This is a genomic window from Gordonia phthalatica, from assembly GCF_001305675.1.
Classification (GTDB): Bacteria; Actinomycetota; Actinomycetes; order Mycobacteriales; family Mycobacteriaceae; genus Gordonia; species Gordonia phthalatica.
The window spans coordinates 3,746,354-3,757,702 of record NZ_CP011853.1 but is presented as its reverse complement, the minus strand read 5'-3'; the positions used below and the strand labels follow the sequence as shown (position 1 = coordinate 3,757,702).

At 68.8% G+C, this 11,349-nt stretch carries 11 protein-coding genes; 7 read left to right on the top strand and 4 right to left on the bottom strand.

The features are described 5' to 3' along the window. Nucleotides 1–35: 35 nt before the first annotated feature. Together ACH46_RS17680 and lysS are read left to right on the top strand one after the other, a co-directional pair. A complete protein-coding gene (locus ACH46_RS17680; RefSeq protein WP_062394089.1) occupies nucleotides 36–449 on the top strand; it encodes a hypothetical protein in 414 nt (137 codons plus the stop codon). A 57-nt stretch (nucleotides 450–506) separates the two neighbouring features. Next, nucleotides 507–2,027: a lysine--tRNA ligase gene (gene lysS / locus ACH46_RS17675; protein WP_062394088.1), complete on the top strand. Its 1,521-nt coding sequence runs from the start codon at nucleotides 507–509 to the stop codon at nucleotides 2,025–2,027. A gap of 57 nt (nucleotides 2,028–2,084) precedes the next feature. On the opposite strand, the gene ACH46_RS17670 is transcribed toward lysS, so the two are convergent. Beyond that, nucleotides 2,085–2,288, bottom strand: coding sequence for a hypothetical protein (locus tag ACH46_RS17670; protein ID WP_062394087.1), 204 nt, complete (start codon nucleotides 2,286–2,288; stop codon nucleotides 2,085–2,087). A 4-nt stretch (nucleotides 2,289–2,292) separates the two neighbouring features. Further along, the gene (locus ACH46_RS17665) at nucleotides 2,293–2,691 is read right to left on the bottom strand and encodes a hypothetical protein (RefSeq protein ID WP_062395593.1); all 399 of its coding nucleotides are present in this window, start codon (nucleotides 2,689–2,691) and stop codon (nucleotides 2,293–2,295) included. A 364-nt stretch (nucleotides 2,692–3,055) separates the two neighbouring features. Between ACH46_RS17665 and ACH46_RS21825 the strand changes: the two genes are divergently transcribed. After that, a complete protein-coding gene (locus tag ACH46_RS21825) occupies nucleotides 3,056–3,670 on the top strand; it encodes a glycine-rich protein (RefSeq protein ID WP_062394086.1) in 615 nt (204 codons plus the stop codon). A 96-nt stretch (nucleotides 3,671–3,766) separates the two neighbouring features. Here ACH46_RS21825 and ACH46_RS17655 read toward each other — a convergent pair whose 3' ends face one another. Beyond that, a complete protein-coding gene (locus ACH46_RS17655; RefSeq protein WP_226995668.1) occupies nucleotides 3,767–4,642 on the bottom strand; it encodes a helix-turn-helix transcriptional regulator in 876 nt (291 codons plus the stop codon). Between the two features lie 40 nt (nucleotides 4,643–4,682). Here ACH46_RS17655 and ACH46_RS17650 point away from each other — a divergent pair, with 40 nt between their 5' ends. Next, on the top strand, nucleotides 4,683–6,215 hold the full coding sequence (locus ACH46_RS17650) for an AMP-binding protein (RefSeq protein ID WP_062394085.1): 1,533 nt from the start codon (nucleotides 4,683–4,685) through the stop codon (nucleotides 6,213–6,215). Between the two features lie 79 nt (nucleotides 6,216–6,294). Here the strand turns inward: ACH46_RS17650 and ACH46_RS17645 are convergent, their stop codons facing one another. Next, entirely contained in the window at nucleotides 6,295–7,839 is a 1,545-nt protein-coding gene (locus ACH46_RS17645; RefSeq protein WP_062394084.1) for a FadD3 family acyl-CoA ligase, read from the bottom strand. A 42-nt stretch (nucleotides 7,840–7,881) separates the two neighbouring features. Here ACH46_RS17645 and ACH46_RS17640 point away from each other — a divergent pair, with 42 nt between their 5' ends. Genes ACH46_RS17640 through ACH46_RS17630 form a run of 3 tightly spaced genes read left to right on the top strand, consistent with a single transcriptional unit; the run spans nucleotide 7,882 to nucleotide 11,149 of the window. Then, entirely contained in the window at nucleotides 7,882–9,147 is a 1,266-nt protein-coding gene (locus ACH46_RS17640) for an acyl-CoA dehydrogenase family protein (RefSeq protein WP_062394083.1), read from the top strand. Beyond that, the gene (locus ACH46_RS17635; RefSeq protein ID WP_062394082.1) at nucleotides 9,144–9,950 is read left to right on the top strand and encodes an SDR family oxidoreductase; all 807 of its coding nucleotides are present in this window, start codon (nucleotides 9,144–9,146) and stop codon (nucleotides 9,948–9,950) included. The genes ACH46_RS17640 and ACH46_RS17635 overlap by 4 nt, the downstream gene beginning before the upstream one ends. Before the next feature lie 41 nt (nucleotides 9,951–9,991). After that, nucleotides 9,992–11,149 carry an acetyl-CoA C-acetyltransferase gene (locus ACH46_RS17630; protein WP_062394081.1) on the top strand — a complete coding sequence of 386 codons (1,158 nt, stop codon included), beginning with the start codon at nucleotides 9,992–9,994 and terminating at the stop codon, nucleotides 11,147–11,149. Nucleotides 11,150–11,349 lie beyond the last annotated feature (200 nt).

Here is an 11,349-nt window from a genome sequence, read left to right as displayed (position 1 = left end):
CCCCACTCGCTCCATCACCTGAGGACTCCCTCGTCATGACTCTCGCATTCTCTGCACCTGTCACCACGTCGTACACCGCTGTTCCGCTGTCACTGCAGGTCGGCCAGTACCGGTCGGCGCTCGCTGACGGTGCCGTCGCCGTCGACCTCCGCGACGCCCGCACTCGCATCGCCGAGGGACCGCTGATGGGTGCGATCGCGCTCGACGTTGCCGAAGCGCTCGACCTCCTGGCCCCCGATTCGTCGAACCGACTGCGCGGCGCCACCGTCGACGCTCGCTGGGTGCTGATCTCCGACGACGGCTACGACGCCGAGATGCTGGCCTGGCACCTGCAGGCGCGCGGCGTGCAGGGCGCGCGGTTCGTCGTCGGCGGCCACGCGGCACTGCGGTCGGCGCACATCAACGGCACCGTGGGGGACGACCTCCTCGACATGTTCGACGCGCACTGACGCGACGACCCCGCCTCGATTGGTCATGGTGCGGCGGTGCCGCATAACCTTGGGTACGTGAGTGACCAGCCTTCCAACGCCCAGCATGCAGACCAGACTCCCGAGCAGGTTCGGGTCCGCCAGGACAAGCGGACGCGGATCCTCGACGAGGGACGCGAGGCGTACCCGGTCGCCGTGGAGCGCACCCACAGCCTCGCGCAGATCCGCGCCGAGTTCCCGGAGCTGGAAGCCGACACCGAGACCGGTGTGAAGGTCGGCGTCGCCGGCCGCATCATCTTCCTGCGCAACAAGGGCAAGCTCTGCTTCGCCACCCTCCAGGAGGGCGACGGCACTCAGCTGCAGGCGATGGTCAGCTTCAACGGCGTCGGCGAGGAAGCTCTCGCCCGCTGGAAGGCCGACACCGACCTCGGCGACATCGTCTTCATCCACGGCGAGGTCATCAGCTCCCGCACCGGTGAGCTGTCGGTGATGGCGGACGCCTGGGAGATGGCGTCGAAGTCCCTCCGTCCGCTTCCCGTCGCGCACAAGGAGATGAACGAGGAGTCCCGCGTCCGCCAGCGCTACGTGGACCTCATCGTTCGCCCGGAGGCGCGCGCCGTCGCCCGCACCCGCGTCGCCGCGATGGCCGAACTCCGCAAGTTCATGACCGATCGCGACTTCCTCGAGGTCGAGACGCCGATGCTGCAGACGCTGCACGGCGGCGCCGCGGCACGACCGTTCGTCACCCACTCCAACGCCTTCGACATGGACCTGTACCTGCGCATCGCGCCGGAACTGTTCCTCAAGCGCTGCGTGGTCGGCGGCATCGAGCGAGTCTTCGAGGTGAACCGCAACTTCCGCAACGAGGGCGCCGACTCCACGCACTCGCCCGAGTTCGCGATGCTCGAGACCTACCAGGCCTACGGCACCTACGACGACGCCGCCGTGATGATCCGCGAGCTCGTCCAGGCCGTGTCGCTGGGCGCGGTCGGCACCCTGACGCCGACCATGCCCGACGGCAGCACCTACGACCTCTCCGGCGAGTGGACCTCCCTGTCGATGTACCCGTCGCTGTCCGAGGCGCTCGGCGAGGAGATCGTCCCCGTCGAGACCTCGGTCGAGGACCTGCTGAAGATCGCCGACCGCGTCGGCCTCGAGGTCCCCAAGGGCAAGGGCTACGGCCACGGCAAGCTGGTCGAAGAGCTGTGGGAGCACATGGTCGGCAGCAAGCTCGACGAGCCGGTCTTCGTCCGCGACTTCCCTGTCGAGACCTCGCCGCTGGTGCGTTCGCACCGCACCATCCCGGGCGTCGTCGAGAAGTGGGACCTCTACGTCCGCGGCTTCGAGCTCGCGACCGGCTACTCCGAGCTCGTCGACCCGGTGATCCAGCGCGAGCGCTTCGTCGACCAGGCGCGACTGGCCGCCGCCGGCGACGACGAGGCCATGGTCCTCGACGAGGAGTTCCTCGCCGCGATGGAGCACGGCATGCCGCCGACCGCGGGCACCGGTATGGGCATCGACCGCCTGCTGATGGCCATCACCGGTCTCGGCATCCGCGAGACGGTGCTGTTCCCGCTGGTGAAGCCCGTTCAGAACTGAGAATTCTGTGGGATCTGAGCCCGTGGAGGGCTCAGATCCCACAGATTCTTCCTCGGGCTACTCGGTCGATTCGTAGAGGATCCACGGCTCGTACGAGACGACGTTGCCGTCGGGCCCCTCGATCTCCAAAGCGTCCGGTCGCACGTGAAAGCGGTACCCGCGATGAGCGACGTGATACCCGCTGCTCGCACGCGGCGGTGCTGCGACGGCGACCGCTGCGGTCGCGACGGTCAGGGCTGCTTTCGTGTACTTCGACGTCATTCGATCAGCGCTCCTCGTAGGTGATCCACGGCTCGTCGGAGATCAGCGTCCCGTTGGGGGCGGTGATCATCAGGCGATCGCGGTGCACGTGGTAGGTGTATCCGTTGTTGCTCGCGTGGAAGCCGTTGTAATCCCAGGTGGCGCCCCAGATCGCGATGGGATCGCCGGTCGTCTTGGCGACTCCTTCGTACGCCCAACCGGTCGGTCCCTGCACCGGGCAGATCGCGACTCGGGACCACGCCGACTCGGCGAGGATCTTGGCGGGGCCGCTGCAGTACGGCCCTCCGGGGAGGCCGTCGGCCGCGGCCGTTCCGGCGCCGACGGCTCCCGTTCCCGCCGCGACGGCGACGGCGGCGAGGGCGGTCGCCGCGATTCGAGTGGTCGTGCTGATGCGCGTGCGCATGATGGTCACTTCCTCTCGCAGGTGGAGCGGCAGCGGTCCGACCGCGCTGCCCTGCGTCTGTCGGTGTTGTCGACCGCTTACTTGGACTGTCGCGGGGGAGCGTTTCCAGCGTTGCCCGACGGTCGTCCGAATGAATGACGCCCATCAGCGGATGTGCTGACCGGCGGTCACGCGCCCGTGTCGTGGTGAGAAGGGCACCGCAGCCATTAGGTAGTACCCGCCCGAAAAGCAGGTAGTGCAGGTGACGCGGGCCGGTGGCTGGGTGTGGTCTCGTCGTCGCGATGGCGGTCGGCGTCATCGGTGATTTCCGAAGTGAGGAGCGGCAATGAGTGTGTTTCGCAGGTGGTCGAGGGTGTGTGCGGGCATGACGTTGATCGGCGCCTCGGCGGTGGCCGCGCCGGGCGCGGCGCATGCTGCGCTCGACGAACACTGCACGGAGTCGGGCACGACGGTGACGTGTGTGTGGCGGGAGGCGGAGACGGCCGAGTTCGTCGTTCCCGAGGGAGTGTGGCGGCTGACCGTGACGGCGATCGGTGGCCGAGGCGGAGTCGTCCCCAACGGAGTCGGCGGTCTCGGGGCAAAGGTCTCGGGTGCGGTGTCCGTGCCCGCCGATCGCACGGTGTTCATCCACGTGGCGGGGTCTGGCGAGAGCAGAGAAGACGGATCCGTTGCTCGGGGAGGCGCGAACGGCGGCGGAGACAGTGGGGCGGTGGAGGAGGGGGAGAAGTGTACAACGGTGGAAGCGCTGGCCAATCCGGGTATGGCTACATCGGGGGAGGCAGGGGTGCAGACACGGATGCACGATCCGGTGGTCGGCTCGGAGTCGGCACTGACGCCACCGGCAACGGCGGCGGCGGTGGCGGCGGGTACTACGGAGGCGGTGGCGGTGCCGAACATGGGGGCGGTGGCGGCGGTTCCTCGATGCTCAATGGTCGGTACCTCGAGAACCCCACGACGGTGCGGGATCGGCCGTCGGTGACGATCGTCTATTCGACTGGCGGTTCTGGAGGCTCGAGCACGGGCAGCCTGGCAGATCTGTTCTCGTTCGGTTCGTCCTAGCGAGCGGGGTGCCGCGTCACGGGATCAGCCGCACCCGTCGTGCGTTCACGACCGCCTCGAAGCGCGACGACGCGTCGAGCTTCACCAGCAGTGACTTCACGTGTCCCTTCACCGTGTGCAGGCCGATGCCGAGCCGGTCGGCGATCGCGGGATTGGTGAGACCGGCGCCGAGGAGGCCGAGGACGTCCTGTTCGCGGGCGGTGAGGTGGACGGCGAGGTCGTCGTCGGGCGCCTGACCCGCGAGTTCGGCTGCGATCTCCAGCATCTGCGCGCGGACGGACGGGTCATCGACCGAGTCGGCGAGCCCGCGCAGCTTGGTATACGAGTCCTGGACGCGGGTGCGCCAGGCGGCCAGCTCCATCTCCTCCTCGTCGGTCCGCATGCCGAGGACCTCGGACACGGTGAGCTGCTGTTCGACGGCGCGCGCCTCGTCCGCGACCGCGTCGAGGGAGGCGTCGAGCTGGTCGTGCCTGCTGCGGCGGGCCGCATAGAGGACGCCGATCTGCTTGCGGCCCACGATGATCGGTGCGGCGACGAACGAGCGGAGCTTCTCGGCGCGGATGATCGCGTCGTAGGTGTGGGTGATCAGCGGCGACTCGACGTAATTGTGCAGCGCCGTCGCCCGGCGGCTGGTGAGGACGCGGCCGCCGAGTCCGTGCCCGGCGTCGAGCAGCGCGCCGCGGAGCGGACCGACGACGTCGCCGTCGAAGTAGCTCAGCTCGATCCCGTGGTCGTCGGCCCCGCGGCCGGGCACCACGCGGCCGGCGAAGGCGAGGCTGGCGCCGGTGTGCCTGCGGAGCCGCTCCAACGGGCGGCGCAGATGCCGACCGAGGTCGTCGTGGGTCGCACCCCTCTTCGGAGGGTTGCCGGTGTCGCGGGTCACAACGATCATTGTCTCAGATCGTGCCGTCGAGACGACTAGGAGAGTTCGGATGAACGCGGAAGAGCAGACCCAGGCCTGGCTGGAGGCCTATCGGAGTCCCGAGGCGAGCGCGGCTCACCTCCTCTGCGACCGCCACGATCCGACCGCCGTCGCCTTCACCCTCGTGGAGCCCGACCTCTCCGCGGTGTCGCTGACCTGGGGTGAGCTCGCCGAGGAGTCGCGTCGGATGGCGACCGTGCTGGCCGACAAGGGGATCGCCCGCGGGGAGTGCGTGCCGGTCCTCCTCGGCAAGCGTCGCGCGCTGGTCGTCACGCTGCTGGCCCTCTGGCGTCTCGGCGCCGTCCACGTCCCGCTGTTCACCGCTTTCGCGACCGGCGCCGTGGAGCTCCGGACCGAGGGATCGGGTGCTCGCTACGTGGTCACCGATGCCTCGCAGCGCGAGAAGGTGGACCCCATCGCCGCCGTCACCGTGCTCGACGTCGACGAGCTGGTCGCCGAAGCCGAGAACGCGCAGCCGCTGGCCGAGTCCGTCGCGATCGGCGGCGAGGGCACGCTGGTGCAGCTCTACACGTCGGGTACCACCGGCAAGCCGAAGGGCGTTCCGGTGCCGCTGTACTGCCTGGCCTCGTTCCAGACGTACCTGCATTACTCGCTCGACGTCAGCGAGGACGACGTCTTCTGGAACGCCGCCGACCCGGGCTGGGCGTACGGCCTCTACTACGCGCTGCTGGCGCCGATGGTCGCCGGACGCACCAGCCTGCTGCTCAATCAGGGCTTCACACCCGAGTCCACCGTCGCGGTCATCGAGAAGTTCGGCGTCACCAACTTCGCGGCCGCGCCCACCATCTACCGCGCGATGCGCGCCGGCGCCGACCTCAGTGCGATCAGCCTGCGCCGCGCGTCGTCGGCTGGTGAGCCGCTGACCCCGGACATCGTCGCGTGGGGCGTGGAGAACCTCGGCTGCGAGGTGCGCGACCACTACGGGCAGACCGAGCTCGGCATGGTGATCGGTAACCACTGGCATCCGGAACTCGCGCAGCCGCTGAAGGTCGGATCGATGGGGCAGGCCATGCCCGGCTACCGCTGCAGCATCGTCGACGGTCAGATCGCGATCAACGTCGCCGACAGCCCGCTGCTGTGGTTCACCGCGTACGATGCCGCGCCAGAGAAGACCGCGGAACGCTTCACCGACGACGGTGCCTGGTACCTGACCGCCGACACCGGCAAGGTGGACGACGAGGGCTACTTCTCCTTCACCTCCCGCGACGACGACGTGATCCTCGCCGCCGGCTACCGCATCGGACCGTTCGACGTCGAGAGCGTCCTCGCCGGGCATCCGTCGGTCAGCGAGGTCGCCGTGGTCGGCCGCCCCGACCCGGAGGGCATCCGCGGCGAGGTGGTCGAGGCGTTCGTTGTGCTGCGCAACGGATTCGACGGCACCGACGCTCTGGAGACCGAGCTGAAGAACCTGGTCCGCGACCAGTACTCCAAGCACGCCTACCCGCGGACCGTGCACTTCGTCGACTCGCTGCCGAAGACGCCGAGCGGCAAGATTCAGCGGTTCATTCTGCGGCGGTCGTAGACGGGCGCGAGAAGTCTGGCGACATCTTGCCGCTCACAGCGGCAAGATGTCGCCAAATCTTTCTGTATCGGTCGGAGACTCAGCGCATCTCGCGCTTCAGGATCTTTCCGGAGGCGTTGCGGGGGAGGGCGTCGATGATCTCGACGACGCGCGGGACCTTGAAGTTCGCGAGGTGCTCCTTCGCGAACGCGATGACGGCGTCGGGGGAGACGTCGGCGCCCGGCTTCACGGTGACGAAGGCCTTGCCGACCTCGCCGAGCCGATCGTCGGGGATGCCGATGACGGCGGCCTCGGTGACGTCGGGGAAGCGCGACAGCAACTGCTCCACCTCGGCGGGGTAGACGTTGAAACCGCCGCAGATGTACATGTCCTTCAGACGGTCGGTGATGGTGAGGTTGCCGCGTTCATCGAGGGTGCCGATGTCGCCTGTGTGCAGCCACCCGTCGGCGTCGATGGTCTCGGCGGTGGCGCGGGGATTGTCGAGGTAGCCGCGCATCACCATCAGACCGCGGGTGAGGACCTCGCCCTGCTCCGACAGTTTCACCTCCATGCCGTCGAACGCACGACCGCACGTGGTGGCGACGGTGACGGCGTCGTCGTCGGGCCGGCACGTGGTGATGAAACCGCTGGTCTCGGTCTGTCCATAGGCGGTGACGACGGTCTCGACGCCGAGGTCGGACTGCAGGCGCTCGATCAGCACGACCGGCACGATGGTCGCGCCGGTGACGATCAGGCGGAGGCTCGAGAGGTCGTGCTCGGTGCGCTTCGGGTCGTCGAGGATGGTCTGGAAGATGGTCGGGGCGCCGGGGAAGACGGTGATCCGCTCCTTCGCCACCACCTCCATCGACACCGACGGCGAGTAGACGGCGAGCGGAACCATGGCGGTGCCGAACAGCAGGCACGGCAGGATGCCGGCCTTGTAGCCGAAGGTGTGGAAGTACGGGTTCACCATCAGGTAGCGGTCGGTCCCAGACAGCCGTCCGTTGGCGCCCCACGCGTGCGAACCGTGAATGGTCTGCCGGTGCTCGGCCATCACACCCTTCGGTGCGCCGGTGGTGCCCGAGGTGAACAGGATGTCGGAGAGGTCGTCCTCGGCGACGGCGTCGGCGCGCTCGCGCGCCTGAGCGATCAGTTCGTCGGTGGCAGTCGCCATCAGTGCGTCCCAGGTGAGGACGCCGTCGGCCTCGGCGGCGTCGTCGAGCGGGACGGAGACGACGGTGCGCCCCTGCGGGATCGACGATCCGAGAACCTCGGCGAGACGGTTGATTCCGGCGAACGCGCCCGACACCACGACCACCCGAGCGCCGGCGCGGTCGACGATGTCGGACGCCTCGCTCACCGTGTAGCGGGTGTTGAGCGGGATCAGAACGGCACCGGCGTACTGGACGCCGAGTGCGGCGACCGGCCAGTGGAAGCTGTTGGGCGCCCAGACGGCGACGCGGTCGCCGTGCTGCACGCCGAGCGAGATGAGGCCGGCGGCGAATCGTCGTACCTGGTCGGCGAGTTCGGGCCAGGTGAGACTGACGCGGTGTCCCCACTGGTCGTCGACGACAGCGACACCGTCGGGCCATTCTTTCTCGGCGCGATGCAGGGCAGCAGGGGTGGTCAGCACGTTCGGGAACATAACCAAAACCTAGCAAATGCTTGGTAGGTTAAGCTAGCGGTCATGACGACGATCAATCTCGCCGATCGCACCGTCGATCTGGGCGAATGGGCAGAGGCGACGCCGAACGCGGCGACCGTCTTCGCCGAAGCAGTGCGCACCTGGCTCGAGGAGAACCTTGTCGGCGACTTCGCCGAGCTCCGCGGGCGCGGCGGTCCCGGCAGCGAACACGAGTTCTTCGCCGAGCGACTGGAATGGGACCGACACCTCGCGGCGTCGGGCTGGACCTGCCTCGGTTGGCCGACCGAGCACGGCGGTCGCGGTGCGACCATCGAGCAGCGGATCATCTTCCACCAGGAGTATGCGCGGGCCAACGCGCCCGCGCGGGTGAATCACCTCGGTGAGGAGCTCCTCGGTCCCACGCTCATCGAGTACGGCACGCCTGAGCAGCAGAAACGCTTCCTGCCGCACATCGTGAACGTCACCGAGCTCTGGGCGCAGGGCTACTCCGAGCCGGGCGCGGGCAGCGACCTCGCCGGCGTCTCGACCTCCGGCGTCCTCGACGACGGCCAGTGGGTCATCAACGGCCAGAAGATCTGGACGTCCCTCGCGCACCTGTCGCAGTGGGCCTTCGTCATCACCCGCACCGAGAAGGGCTCCACCCGGCACAAGGGCCTGAGCTTCCTGCTGGTCCCGCTCGACCAGCCCGGCGTCACCATCCGCCCGATCCAGCAGATCACCGGCACCTCCGAGTTCAACGAGGTCTTCTTCGACGACGCCCGCACCGACGCGGACCTGATCGTCGGCGCACCGGGCGACGGCTGGAAGGTCGCGATGGGACTGCTGCAGTTCGAGCGCGGCGTCTCCACCCTCGGCCAGCAGGTCGGCTTCCGCCGCGAGCTCGACGACCTCATCGCCATCGCCCACAGCAACGGCGCCGTCGACGACCCGGAGATCGCCGCCCGCCTGCGCCGCGCCAAGGTCGGACTCACGGTCATGGAGGCCAACGCCCGCCGGACGCTCGCCGGCGACATCGTCTCCGAGGCCGGCGCCGCGTCGGTCACCAAGCTGCTGTGGGCCAATTGGCACCGCGACCTCGGCGAACTCGCCGTCGCCGTCGTCGGAGCGCCGTCGCTCATCGGCCCGCCCGCCACCACGGAAGGTCGTGCCAACGACCTCTCCGATCCGGAGAACGTCGAACTCGACGAGTGGCAACGACTTCTGCTCTTCACCCGCGCCGACACCATTTACGGCGGCTCGAACGAAGTGCAGCGCAACATCATCGCCGAGCGTGTGCTCGGCCTTCCCCGAGAGGCACGACCAGCATGACCCGACCCGTTTCCCCCCTCGCGACTCCTCCCGAAGAGACGCCCGGTCACGACCTCCTCGCGGGCAAGAAGGTCGTCGTCACCGCCGCCGCAGGCACCGGCATCGGCTTCTCGACCGCCCGTCGCGTCCTCATGGAGGGCGGCGACGTGCTGGTCTCCGACTTCCATGAGCGCCGCCTCGGCGAGACCGTCGAGAAGCTGACCGCGGAGTTCCCCGACCGCCAGGTGACCTCGTTCGTCTGTGACGTCTCCAGTACCGAGCAGGTCGACGCCCTCATCACGAACGCCGCCGAGCAGCTCGGCCGCATCGACGTACTGGTCAACAACGCGGGCCTCGGCGGCGAGACCCCCGTCGCCGACATGACCGACGAGCAGTGGGACCGCGTCCTCGACATCACGCTGAACAGCACCTTCCGCGCCACCCGCGCCGCCCTGCGCTACTTCCGCGACGCGGGCCACGGCGGTTCCATCGTGAACAACGCGTCGGTCCTCGGCTGGCGTGCCCAGCGCGGCCAGGCGCATTACGCCGCCGCCAAGGCCGGCGTCATGGCGCTGACCCGCTGCTCGGCCGTCGAGGCCGCCGACTACGGCGTCCGCATCAACGCCGTCTCGCCGTCCATCGCCAAGCATCCGTTCCTGGCGAAGGTCACCACCGACGAGCTGCTCGACGAGCTCGCCTCCCGCGAGGCCTACGGCCGCGCGGCCGAGGTGTGGGAGATCGCCTCGGTGATCGCCATGCTCGCCAGCGACTACAGCACCTACATGACCGGCGAGGTCGTCGCCGTCTCCAGCCAGCGAGCCTGACGCTCGCAGCCAGGCCCCACCCCTCCCAAGGAGAACCTCCCATGACCACACCCCAGGCCTACATCGTCGACGCCGTCCGCACGCCCGTCGGCAAGCGCGGCGGCTCGCTCGCCGGCGTCCACTCCGCCGACCTCGCCGCCCACGTGATGAAGGCGATCGTCGAACGCACCGGCATCGATCCCGCCGTGGTCGACGACGTCGTCTTCGGCTGCGTCGACACCGTCGGACCGCAAGCGGGCAACATCGCCCGCACCGCGTGGCTCGCCGCAGACATGCCGCTCGGCGTCCCCGGCACCACCGTCGACCGCCAGTGCGGCTCCAGCCAGCAGGCCATCCACTTCGCAGCGCAGGGTGTCATGAGCGGAACCCAGGACGTCGTGCTTGCCGGCGGCGTCCAGAACATGAGCGCCGTTCCCATCAGCCAGGCCATGATCGCCGGCCAGGAGCTCGGCTTCACCACCCCGTTCGCCGAGTCCAAGGGCTGGCAGGAGCGGTTCGGCGACGCCGAGGTCAGCCAGTTCGTCGGCGCCGACATGATCGCCAAGAAGTGGAACATCAGCCGCCTGGACATGGAGGAGTTCTCCCTCCAGAGCCACCAGCGTGCCAAGGCCGCGATCGCCGCCGGTCACTTCGACAACGAGTACGTGCCGCTCGGAGACTGCGTCGTGGACGAGTGCCCGCGTGACACCTCCCTGGAGAAGATGGCCTCCCTCAAGGTCCTCGCTGAAGGATCCGACCTGACCGCGGGCGTCGCTTCGCAGATCTGCGACGGCGCATCCGCCACCCTCGTCGTCTCCGAGAAGGCGCTGAAGGAGTACGGCCTGACGCCGCGCGCCCGCATCCACCACATGACCGTGCGCGGCGACGACCCGGTGATGATGCTCTCGGCGCCGATCCCGGCCACCAAGTGGGCGCTGGAGAAGACCGGCCTGAGCATCGACGACATCGACGTCGTCGAGATCAACGAGGCCTTCGCCCCCGTCGTGCTGGCGTGGCTGAAGGAGACCGGCGCCGACCCGGCCCGCGTGAACCCGAACGGCGGCGGCATCGCTCTCGGTCACCCGCTCGGCGCTACCGGCGCCAAGCTGTTCGCGACCATGCTCAACGAACTGGAGCGCACCGGCGGGCGTTACGGTCTGCAGACCATGTGCGAGGGCGGCGGCACCGCGAACGTGACGATCATCGAGCGACTGGGCTGACGCTCACCGCGGTTTCGCTGGGCCCGGGCCGACGACATGTCGGCCCGGGCCTCGCGTCGTCACCGGGCAAGAACGCGATCGCGGGGATCTCGCAAGGCTCGCCGACCGTATCGCCGTTGGTGGCGCCATTGAGATGGCGACCAAGTTCTGTACTGAGGAGACCGTGCCCCCTGTGATCGGCGCCACGCTCCCGCTACACT

Excerpts from the sequence above, each read along its gene's own strand:
- ACH46_RS17635 (WP_062394082.1), top strand. The coding sequence starts at position 9,144 with ATGACCCGACCCGTTTCCCCCCTCGCGACTCCTCCCGAAGAGACGCCC.
- ACH46_RS17630 (WP_062394081.1), top strand. The coding sequence starts at position 9,992 with ATGACCACACCCCAGGCCTACATCGTCGACGCCGTCCGCACGCCCGTC.
- ACH46_RS17680 (WP_062394089.1), top strand. The coding sequence starts at position 36 with ATGACTCTCGCATTCTCTGCACCTGTCACCACGTCGTACACCGCTGTT.
- ACH46_RS17655 (WP_226995668.1), bottom strand. The coding sequence starts at position 4,642 with ATGATCGTTGTGACCCGCGACACCGGCAACCCTCCGAAGAGGGGTGCG.
- ACH46_RS17645 (WP_062394084.1), bottom strand. The coding sequence starts at position 7,839 with ATGTTCCCGAACGTGCTGACCACCCCTGCTGCCCTGCATCGCGCCGAG.
- ACH46_RS17670 (WP_062394087.1), bottom strand. The coding sequence starts at position 2,288 with ATGACGTCGAAGTACACGAAAGCAGCCCTGACCGTCGCGACCGCAGCG.
- ACH46_RS17650 (WP_062394085.1), top strand. The coding sequence starts at position 4,683 with ATGAACGCGGAAGAGCAGACCCAGGCCTGGCTGGAGGCCTATCGGAGT.
- ACH46_RS17665 (WP_062395593.1), bottom strand. The coding sequence starts at position 2,691 with ATGCGCACGCGCATCAGCACGACCACTCGAATCGCGGCGACCGCCCTC.
- ACH46_RS21825 (WP_062394086.1), top strand. The coding sequence starts at position 3,056 with ATGACGTTGATCGGCGCCTCGGCGGTGGCCGCGCCGGGCGCGGCGCAT.
- ACH46_RS17640 (WP_062394083.1), top strand. The coding sequence starts at position 7,882 with ATGACGACGATCAATCTCGCCGATCGCACCGTCGATCTGGGCGAATGG.